Annotated in this window: 18 protein-coding genes and 2 tRNA genes; 18 read left to right on the plus strand and 2 right to left on the minus strand. The window is 69.1% G+C overall.

Annotated features, from left to right (window positions below; genetic code table 11):
* The first annotated feature begins 59 nt into the window (after nt 1-59).
* Together AZL_RS11790 and AZL_RS11795 are read left to right on the plus strand one after the other, a co-directional pair.
* Nucleotides 60-1,064 (plus strand): MraY family glycosyltransferase, encoded by a 1,005-nt coding sequence (locus tag AZL_RS11790; protein WP_012974782.1) that lies wholly within the window; start codon nt 60-62, stop codon nt 1,062-1,064.
* Between the two features lie 5 nt (nt 1,065-1,069).
* On the plus strand, nt 1,070-1,933 hold the full coding sequence (locus AZL_RS11795) for a glycosyltransferase family 2 protein (protein ID WP_012974783.1): 864 nt from the start codon (nt 1,070-1,072) through the stop codon (nt 1,931-1,933).
* Here the strand turns inward: AZL_RS11795 and AZL_RS11800 are convergent.
* The gene (locus AZL_RS11800; protein ID WP_042443050.1) at nt 1,895-2,944 is read right to left on the minus strand and encodes a glycosyltransferase family 2 protein; all 1,050 of its coding nucleotides are present in this window, start codon (nt 2,942-2,944) and stop codon (nt 1,895-1,897) included. The genes AZL_RS11795 and AZL_RS11800 overlap by 39 nt on opposite strands.
* Before the next feature lie 173 nt (nt 2,945-3,117).
* Between AZL_RS11800 and AZL_RS11805 the strand changes: the two genes are divergently transcribed.
* The 9 genes from AZL_RS11805 (at nt 3,118) to rpmG (ending at nt 12,762) form a co-directional block, all read left to right on the plus strand.
* On the plus strand, nt 3,118-4,089 hold the full coding sequence (locus tag AZL_RS11805; RefSeq protein WP_012974785.1) for a UDP-glucose 4-epimerase family protein: 972 nt from the start codon (nt 3,118-3,120) through the stop codon (nt 4,087-4,089).
* 73 nt (nt 4,090-4,162) lie between these two features.
* Nucleotides 4,163-6,097 (plus strand): polysaccharide biosynthesis protein, encoded by a 1,935-nt coding sequence (locus AZL_RS11810; RefSeq protein WP_012974786.1) that lies wholly within the window; start codon nt 4,163-4,165, stop codon nt 6,095-6,097.
* Nucleotides 6,098-6,269: 172 nt separating this feature from the next.
* Nucleotides 6,270-6,344: transfer RNA gene (locus AZL_RS11815), tRNA-Thr, on the plus strand.
* 36 nt (nt 6,345-6,380) lie between these two features.
* Nucleotides 6,381-6,455 (plus strand) — tRNA-Thr (locus AZL_RS11820).
* Nucleotides 6,456-6,591: 136 nt separating this feature from the next.
* Entirely contained in the window at nt 6,592-7,671 is a 1,080-nt protein-coding gene (gene aroC / locus AZL_RS11825; RefSeq protein ID WP_012974787.1) for a chorismate synthase, read from the plus strand.
* 50 nt (nt 7,672-7,721) lie between these two features.
* Nucleotides 7,722-8,300: a hypothetical protein gene (locus tag AZL_RS11830; RefSeq protein ID WP_042443052.1), complete on the plus strand. Its 579-nt coding sequence runs from the start codon at nt 7,722-7,724 to the stop codon at nt 8,298-8,300.
* 48 nt (nt 8,301-8,348) lie between these two features.
* On the plus strand, nt 8,349-10,505 hold the full coding sequence (rnr, locus tag AZL_RS11835; RefSeq protein ID WP_012974788.1) for a ribonuclease R: 2,157 nt from the start codon (nt 8,349-8,351) through the stop codon (nt 10,503-10,505).
* Between the two features lie 359 nt (nt 10,506-10,864).
* Nucleotides 10,865-12,439: a S41 family peptidase gene (locus AZL_RS11840; protein ID WP_012974789.1), complete on the plus strand. Its 1,575-nt coding sequence runs from the start codon at nt 10,865-10,867 to the stop codon at nt 12,437-12,439.
* 155 nt (nt 12,440-12,594) lie between these two features.
* On the plus strand, nt 12,595-12,762 hold the full coding sequence (gene rpmG / locus AZL_RS11845) for a 50S ribosomal protein L33 (protein ID WP_012974790.1): 168 nt from the start codon (nt 12,595-12,597) through the stop codon (nt 12,760-12,762).
* A 93-nt stretch (nt 12,763-12,855) separates the two neighbouring features.
* On the opposite strand, the gene AZL_RS11850 is transcribed toward rpmG, so the two are convergent.
* Nucleotides 12,856-14,223, minus strand: coding sequence for a PAS domain-containing protein (locus AZL_RS11850; RefSeq protein ID WP_148219297.1), 1,368 nt, complete (start codon nt 14,221-14,223; stop codon nt 12,856-12,858).
* Between the two features lie 416 nt (nt 14,224-14,639).
* On the opposite strand from AZL_RS11850, the gene AZL_RS11855 reads away from it, so the two are divergent.
* The 7 genes from AZL_RS11855 to AZL_RS11885 all read left to right on the plus strand — a co-directional run bounded on the left by AZL_RS11855 (nt 14,640) and on the right by AZL_RS11885 (nt 21,589).
* Nucleotides 14,640-15,089: a hypothetical protein gene (locus AZL_RS11855; protein ID WP_012974792.1), complete on the plus strand. Its 450-nt coding sequence runs from the start codon at nt 14,640-14,642 to the stop codon at nt 15,087-15,089.
* Nucleotides 15,090-15,244: 155 nt separating this feature from the next.
* Nucleotides 15,245-15,640 carry a CidA/LrgA family protein gene (locus tag AZL_RS11860; protein ID WP_012974793.1) on the plus strand — a complete coding sequence of 132 codons (396 nt, stop codon included), beginning with the start codon at nt 15,245-15,247 and terminating at the stop codon, nt 15,638-15,640.
* The gene (locus AZL_RS11865) at nt 15,637-16,359 is read left to right on the plus strand and encodes an LrgB family protein (RefSeq protein WP_012974794.1); all 723 of its coding nucleotides are present in this window, start codon (nt 15,637-15,639) and stop codon (nt 16,357-16,359) included. Before AZL_RS11860 ends, AZL_RS11865 begins: the two co-directional genes overlap by 4 nt.
* 427 nt (nt 16,360-16,786) lie before the next feature.
* Complete coding sequence (leuA, locus tag AZL_RS11870; protein ID WP_012974795.1) at nt 16,787-18,472, plus strand: 2-isopropylmalate synthase; 1,686 nt, start codon at nt 16,787-16,789, stop codon at nt 18,470-18,472.
* Between the two features lie 156 nt (nt 18,473-18,628).
* Complete coding sequence (gene rfaD, locus AZL_RS11875) at nt 18,629-19,615, plus strand: ADP-glyceromanno-heptose 6-epimerase (protein WP_012974796.1); 987 nt, start codon at nt 18,629-18,631, stop codon at nt 19,613-19,615.
* An 11-nt stretch (nt 19,616-19,626) separates the two neighbouring features.
* Nucleotides 19,627-20,448, plus strand: coding sequence for a prolipoprotein diacylglyceryl transferase (lgt, locus tag AZL_RS11880; protein WP_012974797.1), 822 nt, complete (start codon nt 19,627-19,629; stop codon nt 20,446-20,448).
* Nucleotides 20,432-21,589: a class I SAM-dependent methyltransferase gene (locus tag AZL_RS11885; RefSeq protein WP_012974798.1), complete on the plus strand. Its 1,158-nt coding sequence runs from the start codon at nt 20,432-20,434 to the stop codon at nt 21,587-21,589. Before lgt ends, AZL_RS11885 begins: the two co-directional genes overlap by 17 nt.
* Nucleotides 21,590-21,633 lie beyond the last annotated feature (44 nt).

Consider the following 21,633-nt stretch of genomic DNA (forward strand, 5'->3'; position numbering starts at 1 on the left):
GGTACAAGGGCTACCACAAGCTGTAAGCGCCTTTCCCATCCCCGTTCATCCGAGCCGTCATGACCCCTACCGCCTATTCTTCCGCGCTGGTCGCCGTCTTCCTGCTCTGTCTTGCCGCCGGCTGGTATCTGTCCACCCGCGTGCTGCGCTATCTGCTGGCAAGCAGCATCCTGGACATCCCCAACGAGCGGTCTAGCCATCAGGCCCCCACCCCGCGCGGCGGCGGCTGGGCGGTGATGCTGACGGTGGTGCCGGTCTTCGCCCTCGCGGGTCTCGCCTTCGGCCGACCGCTGGAAACGGCGGCGATGCTGCTGGGCACGCTGGCGCTGATGGGGGTGTCGTGGATGGACGACCGGCGGACCCTGTCGCCGCTGCTGCGGCTGGCGGTGCAACTGCTGGCGGTGGCCTTCGGACTGCTGGCGCTGCCGGCGGACCAGCTGGTCTGGCAGGGCTGGCTGCCCTTCGGGCTGGACCGGGCGGCGACCGCCTTCCTGTGGCTGTGGTTCATCAACCTCTACAATTTCATGGACGGGATCGACGGGCTGGCCGGCAGCGAGACCATCCTGATCGGCGGCGGCGTGGCGCTGGTGTCGCTGGTCATCGGCGATTTCGGACTGACCGGGGTCGCCGGGGCGGCGCTGGCCGGGGCGGCGGCCGGGTTCCTGACCCACAACTGGCGCCCCGCCCGCATGTTCATGGGCGATGTCGGCAGCATCCCGCTCGGCCATATCCTGGCCTTCCTGCTGACCTCGCTGGCGGCGCGCGGCGATTGGGCGGCCGCCCTGATCCTGCCCGCCTATTACCTGACCGACGCCACCATCACGCTGCTGCGCCGGCTGCTGCGCGGCGAGAGGATCTGGCAGGCCCACCGCGAGCATTTCTACCAGAAGGCCGCCAAGGGCGTCGGCCGGCATGACCGCGTGGTGCTGACCATCATCGCCTACAGCCTCGTCCTGGTCCTGGCGGCACTCGCCGCCGTCAGCTTCGGCGCCTGGACGCTGGTGCCCGGTGCTGTGACCGTCGCGCTGCTGCTGGCGACGCTGACCCGCATGGCGAGGGCCTGATCGCGATGGCCACCACCGTCCTCGGCCTGTCCCTCGACCTGTCGGTCGTCCTCTATCATCCCGATGCGGATCTGCTGGCCCGCTCGCTCGACACCATCGGCGCCGCCGCCGACCGGCTGGCACGGGAGACCGGAGTGCGGACCCGGCTGTGGATCGTCGACAATGGCGCGCCAAAGGACGACCAGGCGGGCGGCCACGCCGCGTCCCACCCGTTCCGATCGCTGCTCGACCGCTACGCTTCCGCCGGACGGCCGCCGGCGACGCTGATCGCCGGGCACGGCAATATCGGCTATGGCGCCGGGCACAATCTGGCGATCCGCCAGGGCGACGCGCCCTATCACCTGATCCTGAACTACGACATCCTGCTGGAACCGGAGGCGCTGCTGGCCGCTTGGCGCTATATGGAGTCGCATCCCCGAACGGTGCTGCTGACGCCCAAGGTGTTCGGCCCGGCGGGGGAACAGGAATTCCTGTGCAAGCGCCGCCCCACCGTGCTGGATCTCGGCCTGCGCGCCTTCGCGCCCGCTGCGATCAAGCGGATGTTCGCAAGGCGGCTCGAGCGCTACGAGATGCGCGACGTGACCCGCGATGCGGTGGTCACCGGGCTGGAGCAGGTCAGCGGCGCCTTCATGTTCTTCCGGCGTGATGCACTGAGACGGCTGGGCGGCTTCGACGACGGCTATTTCCTGTATTTCGAGGATTTCGACCTGTCGCGGCGGGCGATGGCTCTGGGCGAGATCGCCTATGTGCCGGACGTGCGCCTGGTGCATTTCGGCGGCAAGGCGGCGCGCAAGGGCGGCGCGCACATCCGCATGTTCGCCCGCTCCGCCCTACGCTTTTTCAACACCCACGGATGGCGGCTGGTCTGAGCGGCGCGACAGCGGACAGCCGGGCCGGCCGCGGGTCTTCAGCAGCAGCGGATTCCAGGCGATCATCCGGGCGACCTCGCCGAGAGTTGCCTTGCGGTCGCGCTGGATGGCGCGGCGCTTGGCGATCATGCGCGGCAAACCGCGGAACGCGTCGCGGATGCCGCGGCCGATGGCACCGGTGCGTCCGCTGCCCAGGCTGCGCAGCACGAGATAAAACACCAGCAGCGCATGGCCGGCGAAGGCCAGCGGCAGCAGCGGCAGCGGCATGTTCTTCACCATCGTCCACACCAGATTGCGGACACCGTGATACTGGGCGAAGGTGCCATACTGCTTCGACACGCCGCTGCTGACATGCTCGACCACCGCGTCGCCGACCTGGGCGGCCGGGCCGCCGGCAAGCCGGATGCGGAAACCGAGATCGACATCCTCGCAGTAGCAGAAGAAATCCTCGTCGAAGCCGCCGACAGCCTCGAAATGGCCGCGCCGGTACATCGCGGCGGCGGCGCAGGGCGAGAAGACGTCTCCGCTGTAATAGGGCGGCTTCAGCATGCGGCGGTAATTGACCCGCCAGGCGAAGCCGAAAATGGAATATTGATCGCCCTCGCCATCGATCATGCTCGGGTCGTGCGAAAAGAGCTGGGTGGACCCGAACATCGCCACGTCGGGCTGGACCCGCGCGGCGGCCTGCAACCGCTCCATCCAATCGCGGCGCGGGAAGGCGTCGGGGTTCAGCGTCACGATCCAGGGGACGGTGGCGCCGGCGGCGCCGATGTTGTTGGCCTTGGCGAAGCCGCAATTCGTGTCGAGCCGGACCATGCGGAAGCGCGGATCGGCGGGCAGGACGATGCCATCGACGTCCTTCGAGGCATTGTCGACGATCACCACCTCGAAGGCGGAATCGGTCTGGTCGAGCAGACAGCCAATGACGCGATTGACGAAGTCCGCACAATTAAAGCTGACGATAATGATTCGGCTGTGCCGATCATTCGCATCGTCCACAAGATGTGACATGTGTTGGTAGCGTCCCTGTTCACGCGTCCCTCTAAAGCTTATAGCCATTCTCCTCACCGACCGAAAGCCGGAAAAGGGATGTGGGACTTTGCGCCATGGCGCCTCCCTGCCAAACCGGATACCAAGTCATGCCTCCCTCCCCTCCCACGCAGTCAGCCCGGATGGTCCCTCCCATGCGCGTTCTCCTGACCGGCGCGACCGGCTTCGTCGGCCGCCACACCGTCCCGCTGCTGGCCGCCGGCGGCCATCAGGTGCGCGCCGCCCTTCGCCAGCCGCTCGGCGGAGCGGGGAGCGGCCCATGGGACGGCCCATGGGACACCGCGATCGTCGGCGACATCGGTCCCGGCACCGACTGGACGGCGGCGCTCGCCGGCATCGACGCGGTGATCCATATGGCCGCCCGCGTCCATGTCATGCGCGACACCGCCGCCGATCCGCTGGCGGAGTTCTGCCGGGTCAACAGCGCCGGCACCGTCCGGCTGGCGGAACAGGCGGCGGCGGCCGGGGTCAAGCGCTTCGTATTCCTCAGCAGCATCAAGGCGATGGTGGACGAAAGCCGCCCCACCCCGCTGGACGCGGCGGAGACGCCCGGTCCCCACAGCCCCTACGGCATCTCCAAACTGGAGGCCGAGCGGGCGCTTGCGGCGATCTCCGCCCGCAGCGGAATGGAGGTGGCGGTGATCCGTCCGCCGCTGGTCTATGGCCCTGGTGCCGCCGGCAACATGCGGGCGCTGGTGAGGCTGGTGGCGACCGGCCTGCCGCTGCCGCTGGGCGGCATCCACAACCGGCGCAGCCTGATCTATGTCGGCAACCTCGCCGACGCGGTGGTGACGGTGCTGGAGCATCCCGCCGCCGCCGGACAGACCTTCCTGGTCCAGGATGGGGAGCCGCTGTCCACCGCCGATCTGGTGCGCGCCATCGCCATCGCCCTGGACCGACCGGCAAGGCTGATCCCGGTGCCGCGCGGCCTGATGGCGCTGGCGGCGCGGCTGACCGGCACGCGGGCTGTGTTCGACCGGCTGGCCGGTACGCTGATGGTGGATGACCGCCCCATCCGCGACCGACTCGGCTGGCGTCCGCCCCATGATCTTGCGTCCGGGTTGCGCGTCACCGCGGAATGGTTCAAAGCTTGCCGCGGCCGATGATGCGGTCGATGACAAGGCGCGGACCCGCCATGACCGGCTCCCGCGGCCGAACGAAAGAACAAGGTGCAGCGGCATGCGTATCCCGTCCGCACGGGCATTTGTGGTGTTCCTGCATGATCTGGTGATGACCGGGGCCGCCCTGGTCGTCGCCCTTTATCTGCGGGTGGGCGGTTCCGCCTTCGGCCTCTATTCCGACGCGCTGACCATCGCGCTGCCGGTGCTGGTCGGCGTTTCGGCGGCGGTCTTCCTGCTGTTCGGGCTGTATCGCGGCATCTGGCGCTACGCCTCCATCCCCGACCTGATGCAGGTGGTGCGCGCCGTCACGGTGGCGGTGCTGTGCTTCGTGCTGGTGATGTTCCTGCTGACCCGGGCCGAACTGCTGCCCCGCTCGCTGCCGCCGATCCTGTGGCTGGTGCAGATGCTGCTGCTCGGCGGCCCGCGCTTCGCCTACCGCTTCCTGAAGGACCGCCGCTTCAGCTGGGCCGAGGCGGTGGAGGGCGTGCCGCGCATTCCCGTGCTGCTGCTGGGCGTCGGCGACGCGGCGGAGCTGTTCATCCGCTCGCTCGACCAGCCGGGCCAGTCGGCCTACCGCGTCGTCGGCATCCTGGACGACAAGGGCCGGCGCATCGGCCATGCCGTGCGCGGCGTGCCGGTGCTGGGCGGAGCGGATGATCTGGAACAGGTGGTCCAGACGCTGGAGCGCAAGGGCGAACGGCCGCAGCGGCTGATCGTCACCAAGGGCGACGCCGAGCTGAAGGGATCGACCCTGCGCAGCCTGCTCGACCGGGCGGAGGCGCTGGGGCTGGTCCTGTCGCGCCTGCCCAGCCTGACCGAGTTCAAATCGGCGCTGGGCGAAGGCAAGGGCATCGAGGTGCGCCCGATCGCGCTGGAGGATCTGCTGGGCCGGCCGCAGGCGGTGCTGGACCGCGGGGCGATCGCCGGGCTGGTCGGCGGGCGGCGGGTGATCGTCACCGGCGCCGGCGGCACCATCGGCAGCGAGCTGGTCCGCCAGATCGCCGCGCTGGGACCGGAACGGCTGATCCTGCTCGATGCCGGTGAATTCAACCTCTACAGCATCGAGATGGAGGTGCGGGAGAAGTTCCCCGGCCTGGACCCTCGCCCGGTGATCGCCGACGTGCGCGACCGCGACCGGGTCATGCGCCTGTTCCAGGACGAGCGTCCGGCCCTGGTCTTCCACGCCGCGGCGCTGAAGCATGTGCCGCTGGTGGAGGCCAACCCGTGCGAGGGCGCGCTGACCAACGTCGTCGGCACCCGCAATGTCGCCGATGCGGCGCGCGCCGCCGGCTGCCTCGCCATGGTGCTGATCTCCACCGACAAGGCGATCCGCCCGACCAGCGTGATGGGCGCGGCCAAGCGCTTCGCCGAGACCTATTGCCAGGCGCTCGACGTGCTGCCGCCGCGCGACGGCGGCGAGCAGGCCACCCGCTACATGACCGTGCGCTTCGGCAATGTGCTGGGTTCCTCGGGCTCGGTGGTGCCGCTGTTCACCCGGCAGCTCGCCAAGGGCGGCCCGCTGACCGTCACCCATCCCGACATGCGCCGCTATTTCATGACGGTGCGCGAGGCGGTGGAGCTGGTGCTGCAAGCCTCCGCCCATGGCGCCACCCGCGCCGAGGACCGCGGCAAGATCCTGGTGCTGGACATGGGAGAGCCGGTGAAGATCGCCGACCTCGCCCGCCAGATGATCCGGCTGGCCGGCTACCGCCCCGGCGTCGACATCCAGATCGCCTATACCGGCCTGCGTCCGGGCGAGAAGCTGTTCGAGGAAATCCTGACCGCGGCGGAGGCGCCGAGCCGGACCGAGGCCGACGGCGTCTTCCTCGCATCCCCCCGGCTGATCGATTACGCGCTGATCAACCGCGCGGTGGGCGAGCTGGAGGCGGCGGCGCGCGGCGGCGACGGCGAGCGGGTTCTGTCCATCCTCGGCACCATCGTCCCCGATTTCCGCGCCGAGGCGGTGCTTCCGTCCGCCGCGACACAGGCGTGATCGGGATCCGATCGGGGGGCTCGTTCCGGCTGCGGAAAAAAGTGGGACACGGGGTGATTTTAAGCGCTTGCATCCCCAAAAGGCCTGTGGCATAACCCGCGCCACTTCGGGGGGCGGTCAAGCCTGAACGCCTCGCCCGGAGGCATCGCCTCTGCGATGATCGGTTATCGGGGCTGCCGTAGCTCAGTGGTAGAGCACTCCCTTGGTAAGGGAGAGGTCGAGAGTTCAATCCTCTCTGGCAGCACCATTCCTCCGATCCCGCGATCAGGCGCCTGCATCTGGCGCTGCCGTAGCTCAGTGGTAGAGCACTCCCTTGGTAAGGGAGAGGTCGAGAGTTCAATCCTCTCTGGCAGCACCATTCCTCCTTTTAAAATATCCCCTGAAAAATCCCCGCATCGCTTCCTTGACCTTGCCGCCGAAAGGCCGCAAGACATCCGCGCGTTTCCATGGTTCGGGAAACCATGGGCGCGGGTTCGTTTCGGGAGGATGTCACCATGGCCGGCAACAGCTTCGGCACGCTTTTCCGCTTCACCACCTGGGGCGAGAGCCACGGTCCGGCCATCGGCGTCGTCGTCGACGGCTGCCCGTCGCTGCTCGACCTTGTCGCGGAAACCGACATCCAGCCCTGGATGGACAAGCGCCGGCCCGGCCAATCGCGCTACACCACCCAGCGCCAGGAGCCCGATCAGGTCAGGATCCTGTCCGGCGTGTTCGAGGGCAAGACCACCGGCACGCCGATCTCCCTGCTGATCGAGAACACCGACCAGCGCTCCAAGGATTACAGCGACATCGCCGGCAAATTCCGCCCCGGCCATGCCGACTACACCTATTGGCAGAAATACGGCATCCGCGACTACCGCGGCGGCGGCCGCTCCTCGGCGCGGGAAACCGCCTGCCGGGTCGCCGCCGGCGCTGTGGCGCGCAAGGTGCTGGGCTCCGCCATCCAGGTGCGCGGCGCCCTGGTGCAGGTCGGCCCGCACAGGATCGACCACAGCCGCTGGGACTGGGCGGAGATCGACAACAATCCCTTCTTCTGCCCCGACCCGGTCGCCGCCGCCCAATGGGCCGATTATCTCGACGGCATCCGCAAGAGCGGCTCCTCGGCCGGCGCGGTGGTGGAGCTGGTGGCGTCGGGCGTGCCGGTGGGGCTGGGCGACCCGCTCTATGACAAGCTGGACAGCGACCTCGCCCGCGCGATGATGACGATCAACGCGGTCAAGGGGGTGGAGATCGGCAACGGCTTCGCCGCCGCCGCGCTGACCGGCGAGGAGAACGCCGACCAGATGCGCATGGGGCAGGACGGGCGGCCGCAATTCCTGTCCAACCACGCCGGCGGCATCCTGGGCGGCATCTCCACCGGGCAGGACATCGTCGTCCGCTTCGCGGTGAAGCCGACCAGTTCGATCCTGACGCCGCGCCAGACGGTGGACACCGCCGGCAACGATACCGACATCCTGACCAAGGGCCGCCACGACCCCTGCGTCGGCATCCGCGCCGTACCGGTGGGCGAGGCGATGATGGCCTGCGTGCTGGCCGACCATCTGCTGCGTCGGCGGGCCGAACGGCGGGAGTAAGGGCGTCGGACGCCCCCTCCCCTGTTCAACGCACATCACAGGATCACCCGATGCCAGCCCCCCGCCACGGACAGCGCCTCCCGATCCTCGCCTTGGCGATGCTCGCCGCCCTTTCCACCGGCGCGGCCAAGGCCGACGACAGGCCGTTCCGGGAGTTCGACGAGACCTTCAAAAGCTGGAGGCTCTACTGCCAGCTCTGGAGCGAAACCCGGCAGGTGGAGTGCGAGCTGTCCACCCGCGGCATCAACGACCGCACCGCCCGGCTGGTCTGGCTGCGCTCGACCGACCGCTGGCGCGAGGGGCTGCGCTTCCGGGTCGCCGCCGAGTCCCTCGATCTGGACAAGCTGGTGCGGGTCTGGGCCGACCGGGCGGTGTTCAAGCCCGATTCCCCCTGCAAGCCCTACCGGTTCGAGACCAACACCTGCGCCGTGACCGACCCCGACATCAACCGCCGCATGGTGGAGAAGATCGCCCCGGCGCCGGAGGCCTCGATCGTCGGCCAGTCGCCGGCCGGCGGCAAGACCGAGGTGCGCTTCCCGCTTTCCGGCTTCCGCGAGGCATTGGAACGGAGCGACGCCATCCGCGCGATGGCGGGCCGCCCCTGGGCGACCAGCCCCGGCGCCGACTGATCCCCCTATGGCGAACGCCACGACAAGAACCGACGGACCCGCCATCCAGTGACCGACAGCCAGTTCCCCGCCAAGGACGCCATCCTCGCCTTCATCCGGTCCAGCACCACCCCCGTCGGCAAGCGCGAGATCGCCCGCGCCTTCAAGCTGTCGGGGTCGGCCGACCGCGAGATGCTGAAGGAGCTGCTGCGGGATCTGGAGGCCGACGGCGCGGTCGAGCGCGGGCGCAACAAGCGCATGGCCCCGCCGCGATCCCTGCCCGCCGTCGCCGTGCTGCTGGTCACCGGCGTCGATGCGGACGGCGAACTGTCGGCCCGGCCGCTGACCTGGACCGGCGACGGCACCCCGCCGCGCATCTTCCTGCTGCCGGAGAAGCGGTCGCGCGGCGAGGACAAGCCGCTGGCGGTCGGCGATACGCTGCTGGCGAAGCTCGCCCGCATCAACGACCGCCTCTATGAGGGCCGCATCATCCGCCGCATCGACGGCGAGCGCGAGGGGCGCATCCTCGGCGTCTACCGGCCGAGCGCCGATGGTGGGCGCATCCACCCGACCGACCGCCGCCACAAGACCGAATTCCTTGTGCTTCCACCCAACCGCGGCGAGGCCGAGCCGGGCGACCTCGTCTTCGCCGACATCCTGCCGGCGGGCCGCGCCGGCCAGCCCCAGGCCCGCGTGGTCGAGCGGCTGGGCTCGACCGACGAGCCGCGCGCCTTCAGCCTGATCGCCATCCACGCCCATGGCATCCCCACCGTCTTCCCCCATCCGGCCCTGCGCGAGGCCGAGCTGGCGGCGGTGCCGGCGCTGATGCAGCGGGAGGATCTGCGCGACCTCCCGCTGGTGACGATCGACGGCGCCGACGCCCGCGACTTCGACGACGCGGTGTGGGCCGAGCCGGACGGCGACCCGGAGAATCCGGAGGGCTGGCATCTGCTGGTCGCCATCGCCGACGTGTCCTATTACGTGCGGCCGGGATCGGCGCTCGACCGCGTGGCGTACGAGCGCGGCAACTCGGTGTACTTCCCCGACCGCGTCGTGCCGATGCTGCCCGAAGCCCTGTCGAACGGGCTGTGCTCGCTGCGGCCGGGGGAGGACCGCGCCTGCCTCGCCTTCCATCTGTGGATCGACCGCAACGGTGTGCTGATCCGGCATCGGCTGGTCCGCGGACTCATGCGGTCGGCGGCGCGGCTGACCTATGAACAGGTGCAGGAATGCCACGACGGTCGGATGGACGAGGCGACGGCACCGCTCGCCGACACGGTGATCGCCCCGCTGTTCGGCGCGTACGCCCGGCTCGCCGCCGCCCGCGCCCGGCGCGGTACGCTGGAGCTGGACCTGCCGGAGCGCCGCGTCCGCATCGACGAACGCGGCCGGGTCGCGGAGATCGCCCGGCGCGAGCGCCATGACAGCCATCGGCTGATCGAGGAGTTCATGATCGCCGCCAACGTCGCGGCGGCGGAGGTGCTGGAACGGCGCGCCATGCCCGGTCTCTTCCGCATCCACGACCGCCCGTCGATGGAGAAGATGGAGGCGCTGCGCGGTTTCCTCGCCGGCCTCGGCCATCCGCTGGTCAAGAGCGCCGACCTGACGCCGGACCATTTCACCCGCATCCTGCGCAAGGTGGAGGGCACCTCGCACGCGCCGCTGGTCAGCGAGGTGATCCTGCGCGCCCAGGCCCAGGCCAGCTACAGCCCGGACAATATCGGCCATTTCGGGCTGGCTCTGCACCGCTACGCCCATTTCACCTCGCCGATCCGCCGCTATGCCGACCTGATCGTCCACCGGGCGCTGATCCGCACGCTGGGGCTCGGCGTCGGCGGGCTTGACGACGAAACGCTGGGCCGGCTGGCGGAGATCGGCGAGCATCTGTCCGGCACCGAACGCCGCGCCGCCACCGCCGAACGCGACGCCATCGACCGCTACACCGCCGCCTTCCTCGCCGACCGGGTGGGGGAGCGTTTCAGCGGCCGCATCTCCGGCGTCAGCCGCTTCGGACTGTTCGTCCGGCTGGACGAGAGCGGCGCCGACGGGCTGGTTCCCGCCAGCAGCCTGCCCGACGACAGGTACGACCATGACGAGGCGGTACACGCTCTGGTCGGCCAGCGTACGGGGCGGACCTACCGCCTCGGCGGCCCGGTCAAGCTGGTGCTGGTCGAGGCCGATCCGGTCAGCGGCAGCACGCTGTTCCGGCTGGCCGACTCGGCGTGACGGACAGGCGGCCGCCGGCGGCGTTGCATAATGGCAACGCTTGAGCTTCGACGCCGACTCGTGACTCCGCCACGGTTTGGCCACGGCGCTGTCATATCAGCGTGACCTTGGCGACACAGGGCTGGACAATCCGCAACATTGTGGTGGGGCCCACAATTTTGTCCCGCCCGCCCCGCCGAACGAAGGTGTATCTATTATCCATCCGGGATCGGGAACATCCTCGTCCGGTCCGGCTGCTGGAAAGGGAGGCCGCGGTTCGCTCCATGGCCCAGTTCGATCACAAGTTGCGCGATCACGGTCCGTGCGATCACGGCAAGCCGTCCCAACTGCCTCCTTTCCGGATCCGGGCGATCTCAGGCATGACGCGCCGCCCGCTCCGCCGTCTGGCCATTCAGCTTTCGACCGCGGCCCTTCTCGCCACCGCCTTTCTCGCCACCGGCGCGCTCGCCGCGCCGTCGCAGGGCGGAGGGGTCGCGGCGCCGACGGTGAGCGAGCAGGTCTTCGCGGTCGGCTTCGCCAAGATCGCCGAGGTCTATATCGAAACGGTGTCCTTCAACCGTCTGGGGATGGACGGGCTGAAGGGCTTGAACGGCATCGACCCGTCGGTAACGGTCGAACATGCCGGCAGCACCATCCGCCTCTACGTGTCGGGTGCGCTGGCCGCGGAATACGGCACTCCGGCGGACGGCGACGCCGGCGGCTGGGCGGTTCTGACCACCCGCATCATCGACCGCGCCCGCGCCTACTCCCCGGTCCTGGCGAAGGCGACGCCGGAGCGGTTGTATCAGGTGGTGTTCGACGGCGTCACCGCCGATCTCGACGGCTATTCCCGCTACACCGGCGTCCAGCGCGCGAGCAACGAACGCGCGCAGCGCGAGGGCTATGGCGGCGTCGGCCTTTCCCTGGACAGCCTGCCCAATGGCCGCGTCACCGTGCATGACGTCATGCCGCACAGCCCGGCCGAGCGCGCCGGCATCATCGACGGCGACCAGTTGCTGGCGATCGACGGCGACCTGACCGTGAGGATGAGCGCCGCCGACATGCGCGACCGCCTGCGCGGTCCAAGCGGCACGCTGGTCACCCTGACCGTCGCCCGCGACGCCGGCGCGCCCCGGCGGCTGCCGCTGCGCCGCGAACGGGTGGTGCCGACCACCGTGACCTACTCGATGGCGGGCGACGTCGGCATCGTCAAGCTCGACCGCTTCAACGCCACCACCGCCTCCAGCCTGCGATCGGCGATCACCGCCATCCGGCAGGCGACCGGCCCGACCCTGCAAGGGATGGTCCTCGACCTGCGCGGCAATCCGGGCGGGCTGCTGGACCAGGCGGTGGCGGTCGCCGACCTGTTCATCCGCCGCGGCCGGATCCTCTCCACCGAAGGGCGCAACCCGGACAGCCGGCAGCGCTTCGACGCCAACAACGACGATCTGCTCGACGGGCTGCCGCTCGTGGTCCTGGTCGACGGCCGCTCCGCCTCCTCGGCGGAAGTGGTGGCGGCGGCGTTGCAGGACTCGGGCCGCGCGGTCGTGGTGGGGGCGTCCAGCTACGGCAAGGGCAGCGTCCAGACGGTCAACCGGCTGCCGAACGACGGCGAACTGTTTCTGACCTGGAGCCGCATCTACACCCCGGCCGGCTATACCCTGCACCGCCAGGGCGTCCAGCCCACCGTCTGCACCAGCCGCGCCGGCCAGACCGATCCGGACGCCCTGCTGTCCGACCTGCGCGAGGGGCGGCTGCGCCCGGCGCAGATCGCCAGTTGGCGGTCCAAGGCGGCCGACGACGAAAAGGCGCTGAGCGCCCTGCGCGAAGCCTGCCCCTGGAAGGAACATGAGCCGGAGCTGGACCTGAAGGTGGCCATGCGGCTGCTGGCCGAGCCGGCGCTCTACCAGCGCGCGGTCGCCACCGCCCTGGTCAACACGGTGGCGGAGCGCTGAGCGGGATTCGGGCGGGCATCCTGTGGCGATCGCCATGGGATGCCGATTTCACCGCCCATAACGCTTGACATTGCGGCGTCAGACGGTATTTTCCGCCGCTACGACGCCGCCCCGCCGGGCCGGCGGGGCACGGATTTTTTGTCGGGATCGAGATCATGGCCAAGCAGAACACCGTCCTCATCAAGCTGGTGAGCACGGCTGACACCGGTTTCTTCTACGTGAAGAAGAAGAACCCCAAGAAGACCACCGAGAAGCTGTCGTTCCGCAAGTACGACCCGGTGGCGCGCAAGCACGTCGAGTTCAAGGAAGCCAAGATCAAGTAAGTCTTGTCCGACACTGAGCTGTGCTTCGAATGAACAAGGCCGCCTTCCTGGCGGCCTTTTCGTTTTCGGGTCATCGCCTTCAGCTTGACGGCATCATGCCGGTGGAGGCTTCGTAACGGCGGGCGGCACGCCCGCACCGGCGATCAGCGCCCGCACCTGCCCCTGGGTGACCACCCCGCGCGCCGTCAGACGGGACAGCAACGCCACGGCAAGCTCGGCCTGGGCAAGCGCCTGCCCTTGGGGACCGGTGTGCCGGTGCCGCGGCAGGCCGAACGACTCGGCCAGCCTTTCGGGCGGGGCGCCGGCCAACGCCGGGTCCAGGGCTCCGGCAAGGGCGCCAAGATCCAGTCCGGACGGCAGGTCCGGATCGGCGATGCCCGCCTGTGCCGCTGAACGGGCCAGAGCGGCGAGCGCGGCATCGATGCCGACTCCGACGGCGATGCAGTTGTGCAGGGCGTCCCGGATCGCCGGCCAGACGGCGGCGAAGGGCCGTTCGCCGGCAACCATGGCGGTGCCGATGCCATGGCGGGCCGTCGCCTCGGGCGGAACCGGATCGATGGGGTCGATCAGAAGGGCGAGCGACACGGTGCGGAAGATGCGCGCGCCCACCAGCCGCAAGGTGCCGACCGCGATCACCGGGCCGCTGTCAGGCTCCGTTCCCGCCGTCGCCACCCACAGCGAGACGAAGGGCAGCGCCGCCAGCGGCTCCTCATCGCCGAGCGCGGCGGCGGATTGGGCCGGACGCAGGCTGAGCGTGCGCTTGCCGCTGAGCCCGGCGGCATGGGCCATGCCGCGGGCGGGAAAGGACAGGATCACCCCGGCGCCCAGACCGAGATCGGCGAGCCGCGCCGACAGCTCGCCCTCTTCCGTGCGGCGCAGCATGGCGGAGATCGGGGCGGCGGCGCCGCGCGCCCGTTCCATGGCCCGGGCCAGATCGTCCCGAACCAGAGCCTTCCCGATATCGCTCCCCTCCTCCACCGCCAGCAGCCGGGCGGCGGCGGGGTTCAACTGCTCCACCCGCCCCTGTTCATCGAGAAGCAGCAGGGGATCATCGGCGAACGCCAGAGCCGCCCGCAATGCCCGATCCACGCGTGCGCCGCCGAAGGGGCCGCTCGCCAGCAACCCGTCACCCGGTCCGCCTTCGCCACCTCGGGCCCGGCTCGCCGCCTCGGCCAGACGCGCCAACTCGCCGCCGCGCCCGCCGGACAAGGGCTCGAGATCGATCCGGCCGCGGACGCCCGACAACCGGTCGGACAACCGGTCGAGGTCGCGAAAATGGCGCGACAGGCGGGAAAAGACAAACCAGACCGCCAACAGGCCGAGTCCGCAGATCGCCAGACCGCGGGTGAAGGCGGTGCGATCCTCCGCCGCCAGCTGCGTGATCTCCACGCCCAGAAAGACCAGCGCGGCGGCAGCCACCGCCAGGCCCAGCATCACCACGCGCCAAACGCCGCCCCTCATCGGGCCGCCTCCCCGTCGTTGCATCCCGACTCTAGCGGGCTGAAAGGAAACGGAGAAGCGGCGCGCGTGCTCATCATGCCATGATCACCGCCAGGACATGGCCGAGACCGGGAGGACCGGCGGGTTGCCTGCGGACGCGATCGATTGTTCCAATTCTGTCCTGTCCGCACCATCGATGCTTGGGGTCTCAAAGTCGAAACGGCGCGGGCTGCGCGCCCGTCATGGCCTTACCCATTGTTGCCCTGCGCGCGAATTTGGATTACCGCCTTTGCGTAAAATACATAGCAAACTGCGATCTGCGTTTTGCTGTGTCTTTGCTGCATTTCCTGGTTTGCCTGCTTGTCGGATGGTGCTAAGAGTAACACATCCAATGAAAACACTCCTTTCCGCATAGGAAATTGCTTGGGAGGCCGGCAATGACTTTGGTCTATCGTCCCCTGCCATATGGCGGGCACGAAGACCGGCGGACAGGCCGCCACCTGCTTCTGGTGGCCGCCCTGATCCTTGCCATTCCAACCGCGTTGGGTGCCGGCTGCACGGTCGATGCCCTGCGCAGTTACGCGGTGGAGGCGCGTCTGTCGCAGGCGGTCGATGCCGCCGCGTTGGCCGGCGGGCGCGTGATGTTCGATTCGCAACGCGATGGCCATATCCGCAGCTTCTTCGACAAGGCCTTCCCCAACGGCTTCCTGGGATCGCACCTGTCGCCCCTGACGATCGCCGAGGATGCGGCGGCCGGCACGCTGACGGTCAGCGCCCATGCCTCCGTCAACGCCATCTTCCTGCGCCTGTTCGGCAAGAAGGAGGTGACGGTGGAAGCGCAATCCATCGTCCGCCGCGGGCAGCATGTCCGCAGCAAGTTGCAGTAACGCCCTTTGCTCGTCCGATAGGCTTCGCAGCCAACAGTCTTGTCACCGGCCAACCTCATGGCCGATTCGCGACGCTCGCATTCGCGGAACGCAGCCCGGTGATTTCGCGGCTGCGGTAGAAGGGGGACACGGCGCCCCCTCCACCGGAGTCCGCGATGCTCGGAACCCTGACTCTTCTGCTCTTCTGCCAATTGGCCGGTGAACTGGCCGCCCGTCTGCTTCACCTGCCGGTCCCCGGCCCGGTGCTGGGCATGCTGCTGTTGTTCGGCGGGCTGCTGCTGCGCGGCGGCGTGCCGACGGCCGTCGAGGAGACCGCCAGCGGGCTGCTGCGTCATCTCTCCCTGTTGTTCGTGCCGGCCGGCGTCGGCGTGATGGTCCATGTCGGCCGGCTTGAGACGGAGGCGCTGCCGATCATCGTCGCGCTGTGCGGCAGCACGCTGATCGGCATCGCGGTGACGGCGAAGCTGATGGCCTTCCTGCTGAGCCGGACCGACCCGCGGCTGGAGGAGGAACCGGCGGACGGAGCACAGGGGAAGGGAGGCCGGGCATGAGCGCCGATCTGCACCAGATCTGGGTTTATCTGTCGGCCAGTCCGCTGGCCGGGCTGACGCTGACCCTCGTCGCCTATCAGGCCGGACTGTGGATCTTCGAAAGGCTGGGGCGGCGCCCGCTGTTCAATCCGGTGCTGATCGCGGTCGTTCTGATCGCCGTCGTGCTGAGCCTGTCGGGCATTGATTACCGTACCTATTTCGACGGCGCGCAGTTCGTCCATTTCCTGCTGGGCCCGGCCACCGTGGCGCTGGCGGTCCCGCTCTACAACCAGTTCGAGGAGATCCGCCGCACGGCGCTGGCGCTCGTGGTGGCGTTGCTGGTCGGATCGACGGCCGCGGCGCTGAGCGCCGTGGCGCTGGCCTGGGCGCTCGGCGGATCGAGTGTGACGCTGCTGTCGATCGCACCGAAATCGGTCACCTCCCCCATCGCCATGGGCGTGTCGGAACAGATCGGCGGCCTGCCGTCGCTGACGGCGGTGTTCGTCATCATCACCGGCATCGTCGCCGCCAGTCTCGGCAGCTGGGTGCTGAATCTGGTAGGGGTGAAGGACTGGCGCGCCCGCGGCTTCGGCATGGGGGTGGCAGCCCACGGCATCGGCACCGCCCGCGCCTTGCAGGTCAACGAGGTGGCCGGCGCCTTCGCCGGGTTGGGCATGGGGCTGAACGGGCTGGCGACGGCGCTGCTGCTGCCGACGCTCTACCACCTGATCTGGGGCTGAGCCGCGCCGGAAGACGGACGAGAGCGGACGGGACGACGATCGTTGGCGCCTCCCGCAGTCCGTTTTCCGCCAATCCGGGCTTGACAGTCCTGCCGCACCTGCGCACAGTGCCGGCCATGACCACGATCGACCGCAAGAACGCCCTTCTTCGACTTCTCGGCCCGGCGCTGTAAGCGTCCGGGCTTGTCGCGTTCTCACTCCCCGTCCATCGGTCGAAGTGTCTGTTCCATGAGCGATGTTTGCAAAGGCGCCGGTCTCGGCGTCGCCCGGCAGGGGCCGGGACTGCGACTTACCGACGGTCGCTGAGCCACATCCGGCGGCTCCGCGGCCGTACCCCTCGCCGGCCCCCCCTTTCAAATTTTCGATCCGCCGCCCCGTCCGTTCAAGAAGACCGGACACGGGGCCGCCACTGGAGCCGAACGACGCCATGAGCACCAATATCCCGACCCTGCCGAAGTCCCCGTCCAAATACGCCCCCTTCCCCCAGGTGACGCTGGCCAACCGCCAATGGCCGTCCCGCACCCTGGACAAGGCGCCGATCTGGTGCTCGGTCGATTTGCGCGACGGCAACCAGGCGCTGATCGAGCCGATGGGTCAGGACCGCAAGCGCGCGATGTTCGACCTGCTGCTGCGCATGGGCTTCAAGGAGATCGAGGTCGGCTTCCCCGCCGCCTCGCAGACCGATTTCGATTTCTGCCGCGAGGTGATCGACGAGGGCAAGATCCCGGACGGCGTCACCATCCAGGTGCTGACCCAGTCGCGTGAGGAACTGATCCGCCGCACCTTCGAGGGCATCAAGGGCGCCAAGCGCGCCATCGTCCACCTGTACAACTCCACCTCGGAGTTGCAGCGCCGCGTCGTCTTCGGTCTGGACCGCCAGGGCATCATCGACATCGCCGTCGCCGGCACCAAGCTGATCCGGCGACTGGCGGACGAGACGCCGGAGACCGAGATCGTCCTGCAATATTCGCCGGAGAGCTTCACCGGCACCGAGTTGGACTTCGCCGTCGAGATCTGCGAGGCGGTGATGGAGACCTGGGGCGCCTCGCCCACCAACAAGGTCATCCTGAACCTGCCGGCCACCGTCGAGATGTCGATGCCCAACGTGCATGCCGACCAGATCGAATGGTTCTGCGCCAACCTGAAGAACCGCCAGTCGGCGATCATCTCGCTGCACCCGCACAACGACCGCGGCACCGGCGTCGCCGCCGCCGAGCTGGGCCTGCTGGCCGGCGCCGACCGCGTCGAGGGCACCCTGTTCGGCAATGGCGAGCGCACCGGCAACGTCGATGTCGTCACGCTGGCGCTGAACATGTTCACCCAGGGCGTCGACCCGGAACTGAACATCGACGACATCAACGAGATCGTCCGCGTCTCCGAATACTGCACCCAGCTGCCGGTGCATCCGCGCCATCCCTATGCCGGCGAGCTGGTGTTCACCGCCTTCTCCGGCTCGCACCAGGACGCCATCAACAAGGGCCTGAAGGCGCTGACCAAGTCCAACACCGGCAAGTGGGAGGTCCCCTATCTGCCGATCGACCCGCAGGATCTGGGCCGCAGCTATGAGGCGGTGATCCGCATCAACAGCCAGTCCGGCAAGGGCGGCATCGCCTATGTGCTGGAGAAGGACTACGGCTTGCAGATCCCGCGCCGGTTGCAGATCGAATTCTCCAAGGTGGTGCAGCGCGTCGCCGACGAGACCGGCAAGGAGCTGTCGCCCGCCAACATCCATGCCGCCTTCAAGGCCGAATATCTGGACGCCGACAGCCCCTTGGAACTGGTCGAGCATTCGACCGAGCCGCGCGGCCCGAACTCCGGCGCCCGTGCCATGAGCGTGGTGATGCGCCACAACGGCGAGATCGTCACCACCAAGGGCAAGGGCAACGGCCCGATCGACGCCTTCCTGGACGCGCTGCGCCAGGGCTGCGGTACCGACCTGCATGTCGTCGACTACCGCGAGCACGCCATCGGATCCGGCGAGGACGCCCAGGCCTGCGCCTATGTCGAGGTGAAGACCGGCGACCGCACCCTGTTCGGCGTCGGCATCGACGCCGACATCGTCACCGCCTCGCTGCGGGCGCTGGTGAGCGCCGCCAACCGCGCGGCGCGGTAAGGGGCAGGCTGACGATACCCCCACCCTGACCCTCCCCCGCTGGGCGGGGGAGGTTAGGTGGCGGCAACCGGCGGCCCGCACGCCCCCAACCTTGCCCCGCCCGCCCCGCCCGCCTATAAGTCCCACGAAACGCGTCGAGCAACAGCGGACAGCGCTATGATCGTGGTCACCGGCGGGGCCGGCTTCATCGGGTCCAATCTTGTCGCGGCGCTCGCCGCGCGTGGCATCACCGACGTGGCGGTGATCGACCGCTTCCGTGACGGCGAGAAATGGCAGAACCTCGCCAAGCGCGAGGTGGCGACGCTGGTGCCGCCCGAGCAGACGCTCGCTTTCCTCGACCAGCATGCCGCCGAGATCGACGCGATCTTCCATCTCGGCGCCATCTCCGCCACCACCGAGCGGGACGTCGACAAGATCGTCGCCAACAATGTGGCGCTGACTCTCGAGCTTTGGCGCTGGTGTTCCTGGCGCGGCTGCCGGCTGATCTACGCCTCCTCCGCCGCCACCTATGGCGACGGCTCGGCCGGTTTCGACGATGATGGTTCCTGCGACGGGCTGGCGCGGCTGCGGCCGCTGAACGCCTATGGCTGGTCCAAGCATCTGGTCGACCGCCGCATCGCCCGCGCCGCCGCCACCGGCGACCTGCTGCCGCCGCAATGGGCCGGGCTGAAATTCTTCAACGTCTACGGCCCCAATGAAGCCCACAAGGGCGACATGATGAGCGTGGTCGCCAAGCTGCATCCGCAGTTGACCGCCGGCCAGCCGGCGCGCCTGTTCAAGTCGCACAAGGACGGCTTCGAGGATGGCGGCCAGCTGCGCGACTTCATCCATGTCGACGATTGCGTCGCGGTGATGCTGTGGCTGTACGACCATCCCGCGGTCAGCGGCCTGTTCAATGTCGGCACCGGCAAGGCCCGCAGCTTCAAGGATCTGGCGCTGGCGACCTTCGCCGCGCTGGGGCTGCCCCCGCGGATCGAGTATTTCGACATGCCGGAGCATCTGCGCGGCAAATACCAGTATTTCACGCAGGCGACGACGGATCGCCTGCGCGCCGCCGGATTCGACCAGCCCTTCACCGAGCTGGAGGAGGGCGTCCGGCGCTATGTGCAGGATTTCCTGTCGCAGCCCGACCCGTATCGCTGACCGGAGCCCCCATGCTCGCCACCTTGCCAGTCGTCGCCTTTCCCATCATCGATCCGGTCGCCTTCCCCTTAGGTCCCGTGGTCGTCCGCTGGTACGCGCTGGCCTATCTGGCCGGCTTCGTGCTGGGCTGGCGCTACTGCATGGGGCTGGCCCGGCTCGATCCCGGCCGGCGGCCGAACCCCGAGGAGTTCGACGACTTCCTGACCTGGGCGGTGATCGGCACCATCCTGGGCGGGCGGCTCGGCTATGTGCTGTTCTACAACCTGCCCTATTATCTGGAAAATCCGCTGGACGCGCTCCAGGTCTGGCATGGCGGCATGTCCTTCCATGGCGGCATGGCCGGCGTGCTGACGGCGATCGCGCTGTTCTGCTGGCGTCGCGGCATCTCGCCCTTCGTCTTCGGCGACATCATCTCCGCCTGCGCGCCGATCGGGCTGTTCTTCGGCCGCATCGCCAACTTCATCAATGGCGAACTCTATGGCCGCCCGGCCCCGGACTTCGCCTATGCCATGGTGTTCCCGCGCGACCCGTTGCAGGTGCCGCGCCATCCCAGCCAGCTTTACGAAGCGGCGCTGGAGGGCGTCGTCCTGTTCCTCCTGCTGGCGGTCGCCATCCGCACCCCGGCGCTGCGCAACCGGCCCGGCACGGTCGGCGGCCTGTTCCTGATCGGCTACGGCCTGGCCCGCATCACCGTGGAGTTCTTCCGCGAGCCCGACCCGCAGCTCGGCTTCCTGTTCGCCGGCGCGACGATGGGGCAACTGCTGTCGCTGCCGATGCTGGCCATCGGCCTGTGGCTGGTCCTGCGCGGCCGGCGCCATGCCATCCCGGCCTGACATCATGGCGGACGAGAGTGCCGGGGGAGAGTCGCTGGCCCGCCTGCTGGCCCGCCGCATCCTGATGGACGGCCCGATCAGCGTCGCCACCTTCATGGCGGAGGCGCTGGGCCATCCGCGCTTCGGCTATTACATGCGGCGCGACCCGTTCGGCAGCGGCGGCGACTTCACCACCGCGCCGGAAATCAGCCAGATGTTCGGCGAGCTGGTCGGACTCTGGTGCGTCGACAGCTGGGCGCGGCTCGGCGGCCCCGGTCCCTTCCATCTGGTCGAGCTCGGCCCCGGCCGCGGCACGCTGATGGCCGATGTGCTGCGGGCGGCGGCGGTGCTACCGCTGTTCCGCGACAGCGCCACAATCCATCTGGTGGAGACCAGCCCGGCCCTGCGCGAGCGCCAGCGCGAGACGCTGCGCCCCATCCTGGGCGAGGCCGTCCGCTGGCATGACCGGCTGGAGGATGTGCCGGACGGCCCGACCATCCTGATCGCCAACGAGTTCTTCGACGCCCTGCCGATCCGCCAGGTGCAGAAGACCAACCATGGCTGGTTCGAGCGGCTGGTCGATGTCGATCCCGACAGCCTGGAGGACGATCCGCGCTTCCGCTTCGTGCTGGAGGCCTTCGGTAGCTCCGGCAACCGGCTGGTGCCGGACAGCCTGCGCGACGCCCCGGAGGGCTGCGTGGTCGAGGTCTCCCCGGCCTCGCAGGCGGTGGCGCGGCTGATCGGCGCCCGGCTGGCCGCCGCCCCCGGTGCAGCACTGGTGATCGACTATGGCTACGGCCGCGGTCCGGCGGTGGGCGACAGCTTGCAGGCCATGCGCCGCCACGCCTACGCCCCGGTGCTGGAGGCGCCGGGCGAGGCCGACCTGACCGCCCATGTCGATTTCGCCACCATCGCCGTGGCGGCGCGCGAAGGCGGCGCCCAGCCCTTCGGCCCGGTCGAGCAGGGGGACTGGCTGACCCGGCTGGGCATCCGCCAACGCGCCTCCGCCCTCGCGGCGAAGGCCAGCCCGGCCCAGGCGCGGGACATCGGCGCAGCACTCGACCGCTTGATCGATCCGGCGCAAATGGGCAGGCTGTTCAAACTGGTCGCGCTCGCCACACCGGGAGCCTTCGCCGACGCCACCCCGCCGGCGGGCTTCTGACCGGGGCGCACAAGCCGGTTGGAGACACCGCACCGCAACCGCCG

Origin of the sequence: Azospirillum sp. B510, from assembly GCF_000010725.1 — a bacterium.
GTDB classification, from domain to species: domain Bacteria; phylum Pseudomonadota; class Alphaproteobacteria; order Azospirillales; family Azospirillaceae; genus Azospirillum; species Azospirillum lipoferum_B.

Coding starts and splice junctions, on each gene's coding strand:
- AZL_RS11790 (WP_012974782.1), top strand. CDS start 60: ATGACCCCTACCGCCTATTCTTCCGCGCTGGTCGCCGTCTTCCTGCTC.
- AZL_RS11795 (WP_012974783.1), top strand. CDS start 1,070: ATGGCCACCACCGTCCTCGGCCTGTCCCTCGACCTGTCGGTCGTCCTC.
- AZL_RS11800 (WP_042443050.1), bottom strand. CDS start 2,944: ATGTCACATCTTGTGGACGATGCGAATGATCGGCACAGCCGAATCATT.
- AZL_RS11805 (WP_012974785.1), top strand. CDS start 3,118: ATGCGCGTTCTCCTGACCGGCGCGACCGGCTTCGTCGGCCGCCACACC.
- AZL_RS11810 (WP_012974786.1), top strand. CDS start 4,163: ATGCGTATCCCGTCCGCACGGGCATTTGTGGTGTTCCTGCATGATCTG.
- aroC (WP_012974787.1), top strand. CDS start 6,592: ATGGCCGGCAACAGCTTCGGCACGCTTTTCCGCTTCACCACCTGGGGC.
- AZL_RS11830 (WP_042443052.1), top strand. CDS start 7,722: ATGCCAGCCCCCCGCCACGGACAGCGCCTCCCGATCCTCGCCTTGGCG.
- AZL_RS11840 (WP_012974789.1), top strand. CDS start 10,865: ATGACGCGCCGCCCGCTCCGCCGTCTGGCCATTCAGCTTTCGACCGCG.
- rpmG (WP_012974790.1), top strand. CDS start 12,595: ATGGCCAAGCAGAACACCGTCCTCATCAAGCTGGTGAGCACGGCTGAC.
- AZL_RS11850 (WP_148219297.1), bottom strand. CDS start 14,223: ATGAGGGGCGGCGTTTGGCGCGTGGTGATGCTGGGCCTGGCGGTGGCT.
- AZL_RS11855 (WP_012974792.1), top strand. CDS start 14,640: ATGACTTTGGTCTATCGTCCCCTGCCATATGGCGGGCACGAAGACCGG.
- AZL_RS11860 (WP_012974793.1), top strand. CDS start 15,245: ATGCTCGGAACCCTGACTCTTCTGCTCTTCTGCCAATTGGCCGGTGAA.
- AZL_RS11865 (WP_012974794.1), top strand. CDS start 15,637: ATGAGCGCCGATCTGCACCAGATCTGGGTTTATCTGTCGGCCAGTCCG.
- leuA (WP_012974795.1), top strand. CDS start 16,787: ATGAGCACCAATATCCCGACCCTGCCGAAGTCCCCGTCCAAATACGCC.
- rfaD (WP_012974796.1), top strand. CDS start 18,629: ATGATCGTGGTCACCGGCGGGGCCGGCTTCATCGGGTCCAATCTTGTC.
- lgt (WP_012974797.1), top strand. CDS start 19,627: ATGCTCGCCACCTTGCCAGTCGTCGCCTTTCCCATCATCGATCCGGTC.
- AZL_RS11885 (WP_012974798.1), top strand. CDS start 20,432: ATGCCATCCCGGCCTGACATCATGGCGGACGAGAGTGCCGGGGGAGAG.